At 66.3% G+C, this 17,170-nt stretch carries 15 protein-coding genes; 8 read left to right on the top strand and 7 right to left on the bottom strand.

Annotated features, from left to right (window positions below; genetic code table 11):
• Positions 1-87 precede the first annotated feature (87 nt).
• The 4 genes from DFR52_RS05290 to DFR52_RS05275 all read right to left on the bottom strand — a co-directional run bounded on the left by DFR52_RS05290 (position 88) and on the right by DFR52_RS05275 (position 3,692).
• Positions 88-645 carry a hypothetical protein gene (locus tag DFR52_RS05290; protein ID WP_110030808.1) on the bottom strand — a complete coding sequence of 186 codons (558 nt, stop codon included), beginning with the start codon at positions 643-645 and terminating at the stop codon, positions 88-90.
• A gap of 3 nt (positions 646-648) precedes the next feature.
• The gene (locus tag DFR52_RS05285) at positions 649-1,392 is read right to left on the bottom strand and encodes a DUF2259 domain-containing protein (protein ID WP_158284859.1); all 744 of its coding nucleotides are present in this window, start codon (positions 1,390-1,392) and stop codon (positions 649-651) included.
• Between the two features lie 186 nt (positions 1,393-1,578).
• Positions 1,579-2,589, bottom strand: coding sequence for a P1 family peptidase (locus tag DFR52_RS05280; RefSeq protein WP_170132217.1), 1,011 nt, complete (start codon positions 2,587-2,589; stop codon positions 1,579-1,581).
• Positions 2,586-3,692 (bottom strand): ABC transporter substrate-binding protein, encoded by a 1,107-nt coding sequence (locus DFR52_RS05275; protein WP_110030806.1) that lies wholly within the window; start codon positions 3,690-3,692, stop codon positions 2,586-2,588. The genes DFR52_RS05280 and DFR52_RS05275 overlap by 4 nt, the downstream gene beginning before the upstream one ends.
• A gap of 184 nt (positions 3,693-3,876) precedes the next feature.
• On the opposite strand from DFR52_RS05275, the gene DFR52_RS05270 reads away from it, so the two are divergent.
• The 7 genes from DFR52_RS05270 to DFR52_RS05240 are packed head-to-tail and all read left to right on the top strand — an operon-like array spanning position 3,877 to position 9,629.
• Complete coding sequence (locus DFR52_RS05270) at positions 3,877-4,371, top strand: flavin reductase family protein (protein ID WP_110030805.1); 495 nt, start codon at positions 3,877-3,879, stop codon at positions 4,369-4,371.
• 34 nt (positions 4,372-4,405) lie between these two features.
• Positions 4,406-5,332: an AAA family ATPase gene (locus DFR52_RS05265; protein WP_110030804.1), complete on the top strand. Its 927-nt coding sequence runs from the start codon at positions 4,406-4,408 to the stop codon at positions 5,330-5,332.
• The gene (locus DFR52_RS05260) at positions 5,332-6,585 is read left to right on the top strand and encodes a vWA domain-containing protein (RefSeq protein ID WP_110030803.1); all 1,254 of its coding nucleotides are present in this window, start codon (positions 5,332-5,334) and stop codon (positions 6,583-6,585) included. The genes DFR52_RS05265 and DFR52_RS05260 overlap by 1 nt, the downstream gene beginning before the upstream one ends.
• Before the next feature lie 52 nt (positions 6,586-6,637).
• Positions 6,638-6,973, top strand: coding sequence for an XdhC family protein (locus DFR52_RS05255; RefSeq protein WP_110031146.1), 336 nt, complete (start codon positions 6,638-6,640; stop codon positions 6,971-6,973).
• Positions 6,973-7,683 (top strand): XdhC family protein, encoded by a 711-nt coding sequence (locus DFR52_RS05250; RefSeq protein ID WP_110030802.1) that lies wholly within the window; start codon positions 6,973-6,975, stop codon positions 7,681-7,683. The genes DFR52_RS05255 and DFR52_RS05250 overlap by 1 nt, the downstream gene beginning before the upstream one ends.
• A gap of 1 nt (position 7,684) precedes the next feature.
• A complete protein-coding gene (locus DFR52_RS05245) occupies positions 7,685-9,322 on the top strand; it encodes an NTP transferase domain-containing protein (protein ID WP_110030801.1) in 1,638 nt (545 codons plus the stop codon).
• The gene (locus DFR52_RS05240) at positions 9,312-9,629 is read left to right on the top strand and encodes a TfoX/Sxy family protein (RefSeq protein ID WP_110030800.1); all 318 of its coding nucleotides are present in this window, start codon (positions 9,312-9,314) and stop codon (positions 9,627-9,629) included. The genes DFR52_RS05245 and DFR52_RS05240 overlap by 11 nt, the downstream gene beginning before the upstream one ends.
• A 123-nt stretch (positions 9,630-9,752) precedes the next feature.
• On the opposite strand, the gene DFR52_RS05235 is transcribed toward DFR52_RS05240, so the two are convergent.
• From DFR52_RS05235 to DFR52_RS05225, 3 genes are all read right to left on the bottom strand, one after another.
• Entirely contained in the window at positions 9,753-11,378 is a 1,626-nt protein-coding gene (locus DFR52_RS05235) for a DEAD/DEAH box helicase (RefSeq protein WP_110030799.1), read from the bottom strand.
• A 275-nt stretch (positions 11,379-11,653) separates the two neighbouring features.
• Entirely contained in the window at positions 11,654-12,940 is a 1,287-nt protein-coding gene (locus tag DFR52_RS05230) for a M23 family metallopeptidase (protein WP_110030798.1), read from the bottom strand.
• A gap of 203 nt (positions 12,941-13,143) precedes the next feature.
• Positions 13,144-13,611, bottom strand: a complete 468-nt coding sequence (locus tag DFR52_RS05225; RefSeq protein ID WP_110031145.1) for a peroxiredoxin — start codon at positions 13,609-13,611, stop codon at positions 13,144-13,146.
• Between the two features lie 119 nt (positions 13,612-13,730).
• On the opposite strand from DFR52_RS05225, the gene DFR52_RS05220 reads away from it, so the two are divergent.
• Entirely contained in the window at positions 13,731-17,126 is a 3,396-nt protein-coding gene (locus DFR52_RS05220; RefSeq protein WP_158284858.1) for a YhdP family protein, read from the top strand.
• The last annotated feature ends 44 nt before the right edge of the window (positions 17,127-17,170 follow it).

The following is a 17,170-nucleotide window of genomic DNA, read 5'->3' as shown; positions in this document are numbered from 1 at the left end:
GTCCGTTTTTCGGGCGGCGGCTGCCGCAGGGCGTGATGGCAGGGGTCCTAGACCAAATCCCGCCGCAATGGAACGGTGGTGGCCGAATCAGGACGGGAAAACGCGCCGGCGAGTCGGGTCCGGGTGTCGGCGCGCGATCCCCAATGATGCAGCCAGCAGGAAGATCGCGCCCAGAGGAAGATAGAGCCGCATGCCGATGACGGCGAACTGGTAGAGTGCGGCGGCAGTGGTGAAGACAAGCTGGAGAAGCCACAGCCGGCTCGGGAACGGACCATGCCATTGCGCATAAAAATTCCGATAGACCACCGCGAAGATCAGCGCTGTGACGAGGACCGTCGCCAGCGACAGGCAGACGATGGCGGCGGCAAAGGCGATCTTGCCGGGACGGTTGCGGGAGAGGAAGCGGATCGCAAACAGCGCGAAGGGAAAGGCCAGCATGCCGCCGGCGAACCACAGCGCCGAAAGGCTCCAGTAATGGCTGGTCTGGGCGGCAATGTTGATCCATAGCGCCGCCTGCGCCGACAAGCCCATGGCGCCGCCCCAGCCTATGGCGCCGAACAGAGCGTCGCGCCAGGCCGGCCGTGCAAGCCGCAGCCTGCGGTACAATCCGTCATTGTCATTGGCTGCGCGGGGTCTGCGTTTCACGGGTCAGTTAAGCCTTCTGGTCACGGCGATCCAGCGGCCGTCCGCTCCCTCGAATCCGTGCGACCGGACCAGGATCAGGATCACATGGGTGGTGGAGCCGTCGGGATTGGCGTGGGTCAGGGCGCCTCCGAGCCGGTAGGATGTCGGACAGTTGCGGCTTGCCGGCACCGATGCGTCGTCCTGCAGGGTGATGGAAGCCAATTCGCCATCGGTCTCGGTCATCCGGAGCTTGAAGCCGACGGACTCCTCGCCAAAAGCGGCGCAGCCGGCGCTTGCCGGCAGCGGCTTCTCGCTCAGCTGCACCTTGTAGGGGCCACCGGGGAAGGGCTCCATGGCGAAGCTCGTGTAGCTGAGTTCGAGGCCGTTGGAGCGCAGTTCGGTGGCGGGCTGGTAGGCGGCGAAAATGCCGGGATTGTCGGAAAGGCCGGCGGCGAGCGCCGGGCTCGTTGCCGCGGCGGTGGCGCGGGCATCGGCCAGCGTCGCGGTGTCGTCATCGATCCGAACGCGGACGGGAGGCGCGGCATAGGAATCAGTGGACGTGTTGATGAAGTACCGGTTGGCATAGGGGAAGCCGGAGCCGTCCTGAACCCCGAACTCCTCGAAGCCGAACACCGTGCCGTCGGCCGAAAAGCCGAGCGGGCGGAACTCGGCGAAATCACCTGCGCGCCCCGTGGTGGCCGAAAGACACAGCAAGACCGGCGCGGCGACAAGCAGGCAGGCCTTGATGATCTGGCGAAGCGGGGTCATGGGCACCTCAGGAGCCGGATGCGGCATTGGCGTTCGGATCGGCTTCCGACTGGGCGATCCCATGAATGAAGATGGGCCATCCTGCCCATTGCGCAAGTGGCTGCGAGAGGACCCGCACCAGGCCCTGCCGACATGGAACGGGCGTAGCATTGCGCCGCTCCGCGCACAACCGCTTCAGCGGCGCGCTCATGCAGTCAGCGAGGACCAGACGGGCATCACGTCTCCGTCGGCCGGCGTGGCGGCGTGAACGCCGCGCGCGATGGCGCGCGAGAGCGCCGACGCGGAGGCGGCGCAGAGATCGAGGAATTCGTTGGTGTCGGGTTTGCGGTGGGAGGCGCCGGTGGCGAGTGCGAACACCAGGTCGCCGTCAAACGGGGTGTGGCTGGGCCAGATGGCGCGGGCAAGACCGGCATGGGCGGCGATGGCCAGTCGTTTGGTCTCTGACTTGGACAGCACCGCATCGGTGGCGACGACGGCAATCGTCGTGTTGGCCCCGCCGCGGTCCAGGTCGCGGAACTTGATTCGCAATGCCACGGCGTCGGCAGGCATCGGCGAAGGCCAGCCCAGGCCGCCGAACTCGTCACCGAGTTCGAAGGGCGCCGCCCAGAAATTCCGTGTGTCGCCGACCGTTGTGGCGCCCATGGAATTGACCGCCACCAGGGCTCCGACGGTGTGGCCCTGGGCGGTGATGGCCGAGGCCGAACCCAGACCGCCTTTCAACGAAGCGGTGAGTGCGCCGGCGCCGGCGCCGACGCTGCCGAGCTCGAACTTCCGGACGGCGGCAACGGCGGCTGCGTGCCCGAGTTCGCGGTATGGCGGATACCGGCCCCAGTCCTTGTCGCCGCCATTGAGGAGATCGAACAGGATGGCCGCCGGCACCAGCGGAATGCGCTGGTCGCCGACGGCGAATCCGCGGCCCTGTTCGCGCAGCCAGGCTTGAACGCCGGAGGCAGCATCGAGACCGAAGGCAGAGCCGCCCGACAGCACGATGGCGTTGACGGTCTCGACCGTGTTGTGCGGCTCGAGCAGGTCGGTCTCGCGGGTGCCAGGCGCGCCGCCGAGCACCTGCACCGCCGCAGTGGCGCCGGCATCGCAGAGCACCGCGGTCACGCCGGACTTGAGTCCGATATTTGTGGCGTTGCCGACGGTGAGGCCGGCGACGTCGGTGATGAGGTTGAACTGGCCCTTGCGCATCATTGGCTGCGGTTGTCGCTTTCCGCCGCCTGACGGGGGCTGATGCGGTGGAAAGCGCCGTCGCGCCATTCCGCCAGGGTGAAGCCCGGTTCCCGGCGTTCGCCCTGCTCGTTGAAGCTTACGGGCCCGATGGCCGTGGCAAAGCGCCGGTCGAGCAGGAACTGGGTGATGGAGGTGTCGTCGAAGCGCATGCGCGAGGCGGCGGCGCCCAGGATGTCGGCGGCGGCATAGGCGGGAACGCGCAGGCCTTCGGCAATCAGGCCGAGACTGGCCAGGCTGGCGCGGGCTTCCTCGGCCGACGCGCCGACAAGATACTGGGAGGCGACGATGGCGAGTGTGCCTTCCGGCAGCGGATTGTCGCCGCGGGCGGCGTAAAGCGCGTCCCCGCCCATGAAGCGCAACCCCACGCCCTGTTCCTTCGCGTCGCGGGCGATGATGGCGAGGTCGGATCGTTCGCCGCCGACAAAGACGCGGCTGACGCCGGCGGCCTTGAGACGACGGACGAGGCTCGGCTGGCGTTCCTGGCCCGGCCGGTAGTTGTCGACGAAGGATGGCTTGAGGCCGCGGCCTTCCAGCGTCGTGCGGACCGCCTCGGCCAGTTCGCGGCCCTCGATGGTGCCGTCCTCGATGATGGCGAAAGGCTTGTCTGCCCAGAGGGTGAAGATGGCGTCGGAGGCCACCTCGGCTTCCTCGCCGGCGCGCGGGGCCAGGCGGAAGAAGCTCCAGCCCAGCCGGGCGGCCTCCTCCGAAATGATGTCGGCGCGGACGCTGAGCGTCATCACCGGTATGCCTTCCGCCGACAGCACGGGCAGGGCCGCGGCCAGGCTCTCGGTGCAGACGAAGCCGACGATGATGTCGACGCCCGCCTCGCTCATCGCCGCAGCCGCATCGGCGCCGCTGGCCGCGGTGCAGTCGTCATCGCCTTCAACGGTGTCGGCGAAGATCCCCGGATTGGCGAGTTCCCAGGCGGTGAACGCCTCGCGCGCCTGGGCGCCGAAGGCCGCGAAGGGGCCCTGCTGCGGAATCACCAGCCCCACATGGAGCTGTCTCGCATGGGCAAGGCCGCCCGAAAGCAGCAGGAAGACAGCCAGGAGTGTGCGGAGCATGCGATCTTATCCTTGTCGGCGTCCGCTGGTTTTAGAACGGCGAGGGGCTTGATTCCAAGCGAAATCCGCCGTTTCGCGGCTCGCGGACAGATCGGTGCCGGTTAAAGTGGGCGAACGGGGTTTCAGATTTCCTTATTCTTCTTATGTAATGGAAGAGGGACGATTCCGGCAATGAGGCGCATGCGTGTTGAACAGGCGATCCACAGACCCAAAGCACTACCGTGACGCCATGGCGCGTTACGCCGGCCATGTGCAGCTGGCAACCACCGCCCTGGACGGTCTGCGGCGCGGGGTCACGGTGACGGCGGCCTGCTCGGTTTCCGACAATCCGGGGATCGTTCTCGTCTGTCTCAATGCCTCCAATCCCAAGAACGCGCTGTTTCACGAATCCGGGATCTTTGCTCTCAACAGCCTGACGGCCGACCAGGAAGCGCTGGCAAACGCCTTTTCGGGGCTCAATCATCTCGATGTCGATGAGCGATTCGCGCGTGCCAAATGGGACACGATCGCCACGGGCGCGCCGACCCTCGTCGATGCCGCGGCGGTGTTCGACTGCCGGCTGATCGATTCGAAGTCGATGGCCACGCACACGGTGCTCTTCGGCGAAGTGATCGGCGTCCGCATCGGCGAGCCCGCGCCGGCGCTCGTCTATCTGGACCGGGGCTATCACGCGCTGTAGGTTCGGCCCAACCACATCGAACGCCGGAGTCATCATGCCCGAGAGATCGCACGCGCTGCCGCAATCCATCGACGAAACACAGGCGATGCTGTCGGCCGGCGACTACGTGGCGGGGCGGGCGCTGGCGACCGTGCTGTTCCTCAGCCTGAGGATGAAGCGGCCGCTGTTTCTCGAGGGCGAGGCCGGCGTCGGCAAGACCGAGATCGCCAAGGTGCTGGCCAAGGCGCTCGACCGCCCACTGATCCGGCTGCAGTGCTATGAAGGCCTGGACGTGTCCTCGGCGGTCTATGAATGGAACTACCCGGCGCAGATGCTGGAAATCCGGCTGGCCGAGGCCACCGGCGTGGGCGATCGCGACGCGATCGAGCGCAACATCTTTTCCGAGCGGCACCTGATCCGCCGACCGGTGCTGCAGGCACTCGAGGGTACGGGCGGCAGGGCGCCGGTGTTCCTGATCGACGAGCTCGACCGCACCGACGAGGCCTTCGAGGCGTTCCTGCTGGAAATCCTCTCCGACTACCAGGTGACCATTCCCGAACTCGGCACCATCAAGGCCGAGGAACCGCCGATCGTCATCATCACCACCAACCGCACCCGCGAAATCCACGATGCGCTCAAGCGCCGCTGTCTCTATCATTGGGTGGATTACCCGACGGCGGATGTCGAGTTGGAAATTGTCCGCCGCAAGGCGCCGGGCTGCAGCGCGGATCTGTCCGAGCAGATTGTGGCCTATGTGCAGAAGCTCAGGCAGATGGATCTCTTCAAGAGCCCCGGCGTTGCCGAAACCATCGACTGGGCCACGGCGCTCACCGAGCTTGACCGGCTGGCGCTGGATCCCGAGACGGTGTCGGACACGATCGGCACGCTGCTCAAATACCAGGACGACATCGCCCGCATCCAGGGCAGCGCCGGGGCCAAGCTCCTGAGCGATGTGAAGGCCGAGCTGGCCGCGGCCGAGTGATGGTTGAGGCGGCAACACCGGTTGGTGGCCGGACCGAGCCGGAAGTGGTGGTGGACGGGCGGCTGGCCGACAATATCGTGTTTTTCTCCCGTATCCTGCGTAAAGCCGGCATGAAACTGGGGCCGGCTTCGACGCGAGACGCAGTCGATGCGGTGCGGATCGCCGGCATCGGCAGCCGCGAGGAATTCTACTGGATACTGCATTCGGTCTTCGTCAAGCGGCGCGAGGACCGCGCGGTATTCGATCAGGCGTTCCGGCTGTTCTGGCGTTCGCGCGATCTGGTCGAGAAGATGATCGCTATGTTTTCGCCGGTGGCGCCCGACAACCGCGAGAAGGAAAAACTCAAGGCCGGCGAGACCCGGGTGAGCCAGGCGCTGTTCGAAGGTCGCGAGAAGAATCGACCGCCGGAGGAAAAACCGGAGATCGAAATCGATGCGCGCCAGACCAGTTCCGGCAACGAGGTGCTGCGCAGCCAGGATTTTGCACAGATGACGGCGTCCGAGCTGGCCGAGGCCAAGCGCGCCATCGCCCGGCTGACGCTGCCATTCGACCAAGTCGAGACGCGACGCTACCGGATGAGCCCGTCGGCGGCGCGAATCGATCCGCGGGCGACGATGCGGGCTGCGATGCGCACCGGTGGCGATCTGATCCTGCCGCGCTTCCGCAAGAAGCGGAAGGTGCATCCGCCGCTGGTGATTCTCGCCGACATTTCCGGCTCGATGAGCCAGTACACGCGGATCTTCCTGCATTTCATGCATGTGCTGAGCGAAAACCGGCGCGGTGTGCACACCTTCCTGTTCGGCACGCGGCTGACCAACATCACCCGGCAGATGCGCAACAAGGACCCCGACGAGGCGGTCGACCAGTGTGTCGGCTCAGTGCGCGACTGGTCGGGCGGCACCCGCATCGGCGAGGCGCTCAACGAGTTCAACCGGCTGTGGTCGCGGCGCGTGCTGGGGCAGGGCGCCATCGTCATCCTGATCACCGACGGGCTGGAGCGCGATTCCATTGATGCGCTCGATGCAGAGATCGACCGGCTGCACCGTTCCTGCCGGCGGCTGATCTGGCTCAACCCGCTGCTGCGTTTCGACGGTTTCGAGGCGCGCGCCCGCGGTGTGCGCAGCATTCTCGGTCATGTCGACGAGTTCCGCGCCGTGCACAATATCGAGGCGATGGCTGATCTGGTGGCAGCGCTTGGCGACAGCCGTACCCATGACGCCGATCCGCGCCGCTATCTCGCGGGGACCTTGTAAGCGGGTGGCGGCAGGCGCCATATACAACGAGCAGACCATTCGGGAGGCCGAGATGACGACCGAAACCAATCTTGAGACACTTGATCCGCTGGCAACGGCGGAAAGCTGGATGCTCGCCGGCCGCGACGTGGCGGTGGCCACCGTGGTGGAGACGTGGGGCTCGGCGCCGCGCCCGGTGGGAAGCCATCTGGTCATCGACGCTGAGGGAAATTTTGCAGGCTCCGTCTCGGGCGGCTGCGTCGAAGGCGCGGTGATCAGCGAGGCGGCGGACGTGATTTCGAGCGGCGAGCCGCGCATGCTCGATTTTGGCGTCGCCGACGAAACCGCATGGCGCGTGGGCCTATCCTGCGGCGGCCGCATCCGCGTCTATGTGGAGCGTGTCGGCTGATGGACCCGAATCTGCTCAAGAAACTCAATGCGGCCCGTCGCGAACGCAAGGCGGTCATCGCCGTCACTGATCTTGGCGACGGACGCGACCGGCTGGTGCACAAGGGCGATGCGGTGGCGGGCGATCTCGGCGCCGCGCTCGAGGCGGCGTTCCGCACCGGCAAGTCCGGACTGGCCTCGGTCGAGGGGCGCGAGTTCTTCCTCAATGTGCATGTGCCGCCGGCCCGGCTGGTGATCATCGGGGCGGTGCACATATCCCAGGTGCTCGCGCCGATGGCGCGAATGGCGGGGTTCGACGTGCTGGTCATCGACCCGCGCACGGCCTTCGCGACGCCTGAGCGGTTCGAGGGCACGGATCTGGCGGACGACTGGCCCGAGGATGCGCTCAAGGAGCGGCCGCTGGACGCCTTCACCGCGCTGGTGGCCGTTACCCACGACCCGAAGATCGACGACTTTCCGCTGATTGAGGCCCTGCGGGCGGGCTGCTTCTACATCGGCGCGCTGGGCTCGAAGAAGACCCATGCAAGGCGGGTCGACAGGCTCGGCGAGGCCGGTCTTGCTGCCAGCCTGATCGGTCGGATCGCGGCCCCGATCGGGCTGGACATCGGTGCGGCCAATCCGCCGGAGATCGCGGTGGCGATCCTGGCCCAGGTGGTCGCCGCGCTGCGCCAGCGGACTCCTGCTGCTGTGCCGGCCCGGGACGAGGCGTAAGGTGCGTTTCGGACCGCTGCCGCTCGCAGATGCTTCAGGCGCCATTCTGGCCCATTCGCTCTCTGTCGGCGACACCCGACTGAAGAAGGGACATGTGCTCACCGGCGCCGAGATCGCCATTCTCGCCGCGGCCGGCCAGACCGAGGTGATCGCGGCGGTGCTTGAACCCGGCGATGTCGGGGAGGACGCCGCCGCTGCGGCACTGGGGGCGGCCTTTGCCGGCGACGGAATTCGCGCGGCGGCGGCCGCGACCGGGCGCGTCAACCTGCATGCGGGACATGCGGGCCTGTTCCGGGCCGACCGCGGACTGGTCGACGCCTTCAACGCCGTCGATCCCGCCATCACCTTCGCCTGCCTCAATGACCGCTCGAGCGTCGCCCGGGACGACATGGTGGCGACCATCAAGATCATTCCTCTGGCGGTGTCCGGCGCATCGCTGGCCAGGGCCGAGGCGGCGATTGCCGCCCGGGGCCTTGCCGCCGTGCGGCCATACCGGTCGGTGCGCGCAGGCCTGGTGGCAACCGAACTTCCGACGCTGAAGCCCGCGGTGATGGACAAGACGCGCGACCTGATCGCGGCACGGCTTTCGATGTCCGGATCGGACCTGGTCGAAGAAGTGCGGGTGCCCCACCGCGCGGAAGCGGTGGCGGCGGAGATCCGCCGCATGGCGGAAAGCCTCGATCTCGTCGTCGTCTTCGGCGCTTCTGCCGTGACCGATGGCGCCGACGTGATCCCGCAGGCAATCCGCGATGCCGGCGGCGTGGTCGAGCGCGTCGGCATGCCGGTCGATCCGGGCAATCTGCTCGTGCTCGGCTCGGTGGGCCGGGTGCCGGTGATCGGCGCGCCGGGCTGCGCGCGCAGCCCGAAGGAAAACGGTTTCGACTGGGTTCTGGCGCGGATACTCGCCGGAGAGACGCCCTCCTCGGCGGACATGGCAGGCATGGGCGTTGGCGGATTGCTCATGGAGATTCCCTCGCGGCCGCAGCCGCGACAAGGCAAGCGCGCCAGGACCGCAGGCGGGGTGGGTGTCGTGCTTCTGGCCGCGGGACGAGCGAGCCGCATGGGCGAGGGCGCCGGCCACAAGCTGCTGGCCGAATTCGACGGCGAACCCCTCATCCGGCGCATGGCGCGCACGGCGCTTGCGTCGGGCGCCGGCGGGACGGTGGTGGTCACCGGTCATCGTTCCGAGGCGATCGCCTCGGCCCTCGAAGGCCTTAAGCTGACCATCGTCCCCAACCCCCGCCACGCCAGCGGCATGGCGTCCTCGCTGAAGGCCGGTGTGGCCGCGCTTCCCCCGGAGGCAGGCGGCGCGCTGATTTTGCTCGGCGACATGCCGGCACTGACCTCGGACCATCTCAACATGCTCATCGCCGCGTTTGCCGACAGCGGCGGCGAGAACATCGTGCGCGCCTGCGACGGCGAACGCCGCGGCAATCCGGTGATCCTGCCGCGCAAGGCCTTCGCCGCGCTCACCCTGCTTGACGGCGATGTCGGCGCCCGGGCCATCATCGACGCCGGTGCCTTTCCGGTGCTCGATGTCGAAATCGGACCGGCCGCACGGCTCGACGTGGATACGCCGGATGCGGTGCGCGCTGCCGGCGGCGTGACGGAAAGCGGAGCGCCCCGCCATGAACAATGACGCCATTCTCGACCTGTTCTCGAGCCTCGGCCCCGTCACCATCAAGCGGATGTTCGGCGGCAAGGGCATCTATCATCAGGGCCGGATTCTCGCGATCGAGTACCAGGGCGACATCCTGCTCAAGGCTGATGCGGTGTCCGGACCGGCCTTCGCCGAGGCAGGGGCGGTACAGTGGACCTATGACGGCAAGGGCAAGCGGGTGGCGATGCCGTACTGGTCGATCCCCGACGCCGCCCTCGATGATCCGGACGAACTCGCCGCCTGGGTCGCCCTTGCATGGCAGGCGGCGCTGAGGGCGAAGACTTAGCGATTGCGGGGCGCATGGACGGGGACGGGTTCGCGGAATCGAAACGGCCGCGGCTTGGTCAGCCGCGGCCGTTTGAATTCGTGCTACCGACCGTCAGTCGGGTCAGGTCCGAACCGAATCGGCTCAGATGACGCCGCTGACCATCATGAAGGCGGGAATCTCGTCGCCGAAGCCGACAGGTGACGGCTCGCGGTCGGAATTGTCGCGACCGCCGCGACGCTGGCGATGCCGGTCGTCATTGGCATGGTGGTCGTGCGGCGCTGCCTGGTGATTGGCGGGGCGGTTGCGTTCGCGGACCGGGGTTTCATCGATCCGGACCGGCGCGGAGACGACAGGCTGCGCGGCGGCTGACGGATCCTCGTTGGCATTGGCGGCCATGGCTGCAACCGGCACTGCAGTTTCAGCTGCTGGCTGGGCGGCAGCGGGTGCTGCCGCGGCTTCGGTCTTCGCCTTGCCGGAGCGCCGGGCGCGGGCCGGCCTGGCCTTGACCTCGGTGTTGTCATCCACGGCGACGGCTTCGACTGCTGCTTGCACGGGTTCCGCTTTCTTTTCCTGCTTCTCGGTGGACTTGCCACCACGACCACGGCCACGCTTCGGCTTGTCATCCTCAGCGTCGGGCACAACCATCTCGTTGAGCCACTCGATCTTCATGCCGAGCAGAGATTCGATGGCATCGACATATTTACTCTCGCGACGTGTCGCCAGTGTGAACGATGCGCCCGAGCGGCCGGCGCGGCCGGTGCGGCCGATGCGGTGGATGTAATCCTCCGCGTGGGTGGGAACGTCGAAGTTGAAGACGTGGCTGACATCGGGGATGTCGAGGCCGCGGGCGGCGACATCGGAGGCCACCAGCAGGGTGATCTCGTTGTCCTTGAAGCCCTGCAGCATGTTGGTGCGCGAGCGCTGGTCCATGTCGCCATGCAGCGCGCCGACCGAGAAGCCGTGGCGCTCGAGCGAGCGGAACAGGTCGGCGACGTCCTTCTTGCGGTTGCAGAAGATGATGGCGTTCTTCAGGTCCGTCTGGGCGCGGATGAGGTCACGCAGGGTCTCGCGCTTCTCGAAGTCCTTGCCCGAGCAGGAGACCAGGCGCTGGGTGACGGTGAGGGCCGCCGAGGAGCGCTTTGCTGTCTCGATGCGCGCCGGGTTCTGCAGGAAGCGATCGGCCAGCTTCTGGATCTCCGGCGGCATGGTGGCCGAGAAGAAAAGGGTCTGGCGGGTGAAGGGGATCAGCTTGACGATGCGCTCGATGTCCGGGATGAAGCCCATGTCGAGCATGCGGTCGGCCTCATCGATGACGAGGATCTCGACGCCCGTCATCAGCAGCTTGCCGCGCTCGCAATGGTCGAGCAGGCGGCCGGGCGTGGCAATGAGCACGTCAGCGCCGCGCTCGAGCTTGCGGTTCTGGTCGTCAAAGGAGACGCCGCCGATCAGCAGGGCGACGTTGAGCTTGTGGTTCTTGCCATATTTTTCGAAATTCTCGGCCACCTGGGCGGCCAGTTCGCGCGTCGGCTCTAGAATCAGAGTGCGCGGCATGCGGGCGCGGGCGCGCCCGTTCTCGAGCAGGGTCAGCATCGGCAGAACGAACGAGGCGGTCTTGCCCGTTCCCGTCTGCGCGGTGCCGAGGATGTCGCGGCGCTCGAGCGCCGGCGGAATGGCACCTTCCTGGATCGGCGTCGGTATCGTGTAACCGGCATCGGTAACAGCGGAAAGGACTTTTTGGCTCAAGCCAAGGTCAGCAAATGTGGTCAATTGTGCGTGGTTTCCGTTTTCGGAGCGTGCGAAAATGCACGAGATGGCCCGTTTCTGGCCAGCCCGATGCCGCCGAATTAGTCTTTATACCTCGATAAGTCAAGGTGAACCGGGCCCAGACGGCGATGCCGGTTAACAAGCCGCACCGCTTTTCTCCGGCCTGTCACGATGGTCCCTGCGCGGCCGCCGGGAACGACCCATGTTCCGCCGTTGCTGCAGACATGGTCCGGTGTGGATGGCGAGCCTTCGCGCTGCAGCACCAGCGCCGGTGCCTGTCAGGAATCGGAGAGCAGCGGCATCAGCTTGCGGGCCGTCTTGAGAAACCGGGAAGGGTCCATGGCCTCGCCGTCGCGCCGGATCTCGTAATGCAGATGCGGCCCGGTCGAGCGGCCGGTGTTGCCGGATGCGGCGATCGTCTCGCCGGCGGTGATCTGGTCGCCCACCTTGACGCGGATCTTGGACAGATGGCCGTAGCGCGTGGTCAGTCCCTCGCCATGGTCGATTTCCACCATGTTGCCGTAGCCGCCGCTGCGGCCGGCGGTGATGACGCGGCCTGCGCCGGTGGCATGGACCGGGGTGCCGATGGCGACGCGAAAGTCGATGCCGCCGTGGAAGGCCAGGCGGCCCAGAAACGGATCCCGGCGGTTGCCGAAGACGCTGGTGATCTTGGCGCCGGGTGCCGGAATCGACACGGGCAGTGTCTTGGCATGCCGGCGCACCATGTCGAGATGATTGAGCGCCTCGTCGAGGTCGTCGAGCGAGGTCTCGAAGGCCTGGGGATCGTTCGGGCGGATGAACGGGCCGCCTTCGGCCGTGTCTTCAACCTTCGCCACCGGCAAGCCGACGGACTGGATCAGGCTGTTGATCTCGCTGGCGGTCTCGGAGGCATCGGCGGCCAGGCCCTGAATCTTCTCGATCTGGTCGCGTTCAATGGTCTTGAGCGAGAGGGTGACATTCGAGAAGATGCGGTCGGCGCGCTCGCTCGCGGTTTCAACGCTCGTCCCGGCGGCGGCGTAGGCGGTCGGCTCGAACCGGCTGGTCAGCGGATCGGAAGTCACGACCGAGTTTTCTGCCAGATCGGCCAGCCGGGCGCGCGGCGCGACGGGCTCGTTCATGGCCTCCGTCCCGGGCTTCCGGGTCGGAATGGGAACGGCGCCGGCGGAACTGGCGCGTTCGAGCAGCGGCCCGAGACGACCATGGCGGGTCGACAGGGTGTTCTGGCGCTCGATCAGCTTGGCGACCTTTTCCTCCATCAGTTGCTGGTCGAGCAACTGGCGGCTGGTGATGCGGTCGACCTGCGACCTGAGCGAGGCGATGCGGTCTTCATAGGCATGCTGCATGCGGGCCTGACGGGCCATGGCTGCGCCGATGAGGTCGTCGCGCAGCACCAGGTAGGTGGTTGCGGCCAGATAGCCGATGGCCATGACGCCGAGCACGGAAATGCCGAGACCCGTCAGCCAGGGGCGGACGGTGATATGGCGAACCCGGTCGCCACTGGCAAAAATGATCGTGTGCTGCTTCGGCTTTCTGCCGAATACGCGACTGTTTTGCCTCTGCGACACCCAGTAACCCTCACTGCAAATGCATTCATGACTGAGGGCCGATTACACAATGTTAAGGTTAATAAAGCTTTGACTGTCCGACAGGAAAGCCATGTTGCCGCCAGATAAGACGACGTGCGCCGCTTTGGCGGCCGGTGCCCGCGGCGGGCCCGGTCCGGCCGGGCGCGGCCGGCGCCCGGAATGAGCCCTCAGCGCAAGGGCGTTCAGAGGCCCTTGACGGCCTCGAGCACGGCGGCCGCGTGACCGGGGACCTTCACCTTGCGCCAGATCCTGCGGATCGCGCCCTTGCCGTCGATCAGGAAGGTGGATCGCTCCACGCCCATGTATTTGCGTCCATACATGCTTTTTTCCTGCCAGACGCCATAGTCCGCGAGCGTGCCCTTGTCTTCGTCGGCGCCGAGGATAATGCCAAGCGCGTGCTTGCCGATGAACTTGTCATGGGCCTTCACCGTGTCGGGCGACACGCCGACCACTGTCGCTCCCGCCGCCGCAAACTCTGCGGAAAGCGCAGTGAAATCAATCGCCTCGACCGTGCATCCGCTGGTGTCGTCCTTGGGGTAGAAATACAGCACCAAAGTCTTGCCGGAAAAGTCGCCCAAGGCCACGGTTCCGCCGCCATCGCGTGGCAATGCAAATGTCGGTGCCTGCATTCCCTCGTCAAGTTCGCTCATTGAACAACCTTTCTGTGCCGGGGTGGCCGAAATCGGGTGACCGCGTCAAACGGCGATATATATTCCAGCGGCATCCGTCCAACGGAATCATGTCAATTTGCGGAGAGACAGCCAGTCCGATGCCAGAAACGCCGATCGAAGAGGTCTGGTTTGACAAGCGCGATATCGTTTCGCTGCATGAATTGCCATCGGCGCAGGCGCATGATCCGATCATCGTGCAGGCCCATCACGGGGGGCAGGGCGGCGGCCATCTCAGGCGCCTGACCGGGTTCATCCTGGGGTTGGCCGCGTTGTTGGCCATCGTCCTGGGCGGCCTTTTCATCGTCATCGAGCGCGGTTGGGCCGATCAGTTCATCTATGACCGCGCAAGGCTCGCATTGGCCAAGGCCGTGGGCCCCGACTACGTCACGGAGTTGAGTTCGGCCGTGGTGCGGGTTACGCCCCGCGGACGTCTGGCGCTTGAGGCCCGCGGCGTCACCATCACTCCGGCCGATCCCGCCGGCCAGCCGACCAGAGCTGCGAGGGTCCGGCTGGTGCTCGAACCCATGGCGCTCGCCACCGGCGACATCGAGGTGGCGTCGATCGAGATTTCGGGCATTGCAGTGACGGCGCCGCAGGGGCGCAGCTTCCAGCTCAGCAATTTCTCCGGATTGCGCATCGACGCGCTCGAGGGGCTCGTGGAAAGCGCCTTCGTCACGCTCAACATGCTGGCGCGGACGATCGACGCCCGGCAGACCCGGCTGATGAAAGTGACCGACCTGACGGTTGCCGGTGTCGGAGAGCCCTTGCAGGTCAGGGAGGCGACGCTCACCCGGGCGGCCCATGGCGGGCTCAGGATCGCCGCGCAGGTGAGCCAGGGCAGCCGCATGTTCGCCCTCGACGCCCAGGCCGAGGGCGATCCGGGCGAGAGCAGCCTGTCCAGAATCGCGGGCACGGTCGATGGACTCGACGTCGATTTCGATTTCGGTGAACTGGAGGATCGAAAGTTCGGCGCGCTGACCACGGTGGGACTGACGTTTCGGGCCGAGCGCGCAGGCCCCGAAGCGGACCCAGTCCTGGAGATTTCGGCCCAGGCCAGCCCGGGGACGCTGACGATGGGCGGCATCGCCTCCGAACTGGTCAACGCCGAGCTGAACCTGTCCTATGTCGCCAGTGCGCGCAAGATCGAGATCATGCCGTCGCGCATCACCGTCGGCGATACCGTGCTGCCGTTCACCGGCGGCTTGATCGACAATGACCGGCTGCCCGGCGCCAAGGGCGAGGGCATTGCATTCGATCTTGTCGTCAAGAACGGGGTCGCCGCGCCCGGGGATTCGGAGGACCTGCCGATCCGGTTCGATGCCAAGGCGTTCGGTCGCTTCCTGCCGTTGGAAAACCGGATCATTGCTGACGAACTGGCGGTCGTGGCCGGCGCCGGCAGCGTCATCGGCTCGGCGTCGTTCGGCTTTGTCCAGGGCAAATCGCCGGAAATCAATCTCTATGCGGAGACGGCGCGGCTGCCCACCGCGGCGGCCCGCCAGCTCTGGCCCTACTGGCTCGGCCGCAAGGGGCGGCAGTGGGTGCTCAACAACCTCTATGGCGGGACGATCCGCAACGGCCGTATCCAGCTTGCGATTCCCTCCGGCCATTTCCGCCTGGGCGAGAAGGTTCCTTTCACCGACGACGAGTTTCAGATCGATTTCGACATCGAGCGGGCGCGCATCAACGTGGCGGGAGACATCCCGCCGCTGCGCGACACGCTGGGTCATCTCACACTCCGGGGAACCTCTGTGAAGGTCGATGTCAATTCGGCAACGGCCTACTTTCCCACCGGTCGGACCGTGGCAGTCCGCGACGGCGTGTTCGCCATCCCGAACACCGACGAGCAACCGCTGATGGCAGATCTCAACCTCGCCGTCTCGGGGGATGCGGACGCCGTGGCCGAACTGATCACCTATCACCCGATCAAGGCGCTCGACCGGATCGGGCTGGTGCCGAATGACCTCTCGGGCGCGATCACCTCGCGGGTGCAGGCGCGCTTCGGTCTGATCCAGACCCAGTCGCCGCCGGCCCCGGACTGGAAGGTCGACCTGCAACTCGACGATGTGGATATTTCGCAGCCTGTCGAAGGCCGGATCCTGACGGAATTGAACGGCAGCCTGGTGGTCACCCCTGACCGGGCCGAGCTGAAGGCTGACGCCCTGGTGGATTCGGTGCCCTTCACGCTCGACGTGGTGCAACCGGTCGGCACCTCGAAGGTTGCCGCCCGTCGGGTCATCAGCGGTACGCTGGACGACAAGGCACGCGAAAAACTGGCGCCGGGCACGGCCGCGCTGATCAGTGGTCCCGTCGGATTTACCATGGACGGCGGTGGCAGCGCGGCGAGCAAGGTCGAACTGGATCTGAAGCGGGCCGTCATCACCATTCCCGGGTTTGGGTGGACGAAGAGCGCCGGCATTGCCGCCAAGGCTTCGTTCGATCTCGCGGCGACGCCCAAGACCACGAGCCTCTCCGATTTCAAGTTCAGCGGCGACGGTTTCGCCATGGTCGGTGCGCTGACAATTTCCGATGGCCGCCTGTCGCAGGCGAAGTTTTCGCAGGTCGCCCTGTCACCGCGCGACGACTATCGCCTCTCCGTCGATCGCACCAAGCAGGGCTACCGAATGGCGGTATCGGGCAATGCCATCGACCTGCGGCCGTTGATCGCGACGGTCAAGCAGTCGGTGGCCAAGGCGGACGGAGGCAACGACACTTCGCCCGTCATCGACGTCGAAGGCAAGGTCGACACGGTCTACGGCTTCTTCGACGAGAAGCTCTCGGCGGCGGCGGTGCGCTACTCCGGCCAGGGCGACAGGGCCGACCTCATCGATTTCAAGGCGGTCACCAGCAGCGGCCAGGCGGCGATCCTGGCTGCATCGGGCAGCAAGGGGGGCGGCGAATCCATCGAGATCACCAGCGGTGATGCCGGTGCATTCGCCCGATTCGCCGGGGTCTACGACAAGGTTCAGGGCGGACTGCTCAACATCCGGCTCTCCCGCGACGGCGGCAAGGCCCGCCGCGGCGTGATCGACATCCGCAATTTCTCGGTTGTCGGGGAGAAGCGGCTGGACTCACTGGTGTCGACCAAGACCGGGGCCGACGGCCGAAGCCTCAACGACGTCGCCAGCGGCCGGATCAATTCGAGCACGGCCAAGTTCGACGTGGCCAATGCACGGGTTGATGCCGGCCAGGGCCAACTCGTGGTTCGGGAAGGCATCCTTCGCGGGCCTGAGATCGGTGCATCCTACCAGGGCACTCTCTACGACCGGCAGGGCAACATGGACATGACCGGCACCTTCATGCCGGCCTATGCGCTCAACAGCCTGTTTGCCGAACTACCGATTATCGGCGCCATCCTTGGCAATGGCCGCGACCGCGGGCTGTTCGGCATCACCTTCCGGCTGGCGGGCAAGGCCGCCTCGCCGAATCTGACCATCAATCCCCTGTCTGCGATCGCACCGGGCGTCTTTCGGTCGATCTTCGAATTCCGCAACTGATACTCCGCGAATCGAAGTCAGGCGCGCCGCATCCACAAGGCTGC

Source organism: Hoeflea marina, from assembly GCF_003182275.1.
In the GTDB taxonomy this organism is placed as follows: domain Bacteria; phylum Pseudomonadota; class Alphaproteobacteria; order Rhizobiales; family Rhizobiaceae; genus Hoeflea; species Hoeflea marina.
Note: the sequence above shows the minus strand (reverse complement) of the source record. Positions and strands in the feature narration are given on the sequence as shown.

Excerpts from the sequence above, each read along its gene's own strand:
- DFR52_RS05285 (WP_158284859.1), bottom strand. The coding sequence starts at position 1,392 with ATGACCCCGCTTCGCCAGATCATCAAGGCCTGCCTGCTTGTCGCCGCG.
- DFR52_RS05280 (WP_170132217.1), bottom strand. The coding sequence starts at position 2,589 with ATGATGCGCAAGGGCCAGTTCAACCTCATCACCGACGTCGCCGGCCTC.
- DFR52_RS05275 (WP_110030806.1), bottom strand. The coding sequence starts at position 3,692 with ATGCTCCGCACACTCCTGGCTGTCTTCCTGCTGCTTTCGGGCGGCCTT.
- DFR52_RS05265 (WP_110030804.1), top strand. The coding sequence starts at position 4,406 with ATGCCCGAGAGATCGCACGCGCTGCCGCAATCCATCGACGAAACACAG.
- DFR52_RS05260 (WP_110030803.1), top strand. The coding sequence starts at position 5,332 with ATGGTTGAGGCGGCAACACCGGTTGGTGGCCGGACCGAGCCGGAAGTG.
- DFR52_RS05255 (WP_110031146.1), top strand. The coding sequence starts at position 6,638 with ATGACGACCGAAACCAATCTTGAGACACTTGATCCGCTGGCAACGGCG.
- DFR52_RS05250 (WP_110030802.1), top strand. The coding sequence starts at position 6,973 with ATGGACCCGAATCTGCTCAAGAAACTCAATGCGGCCCGTCGCGAACGC.
- DFR52_RS05240 (WP_110030800.1), top strand. The coding sequence starts at position 9,312 with ATGAACAATGACGCCATTCTCGACCTGTTCTCGAGCCTCGGCCCCGTC.
- DFR52_RS05225 (WP_110031145.1), bottom strand. The coding sequence starts at position 13,611 with ATGAGCGAACTTGACGAGGGAATGCAGGCACCGACATTTGCATTGCCA.
- DFR52_RS05220 (WP_158284858.1), top strand. The coding sequence starts at position 13,731 with ATGCCAGAAACGCCGATCGAAGAGGTCTGGTTTGACAAGCGCGATATC.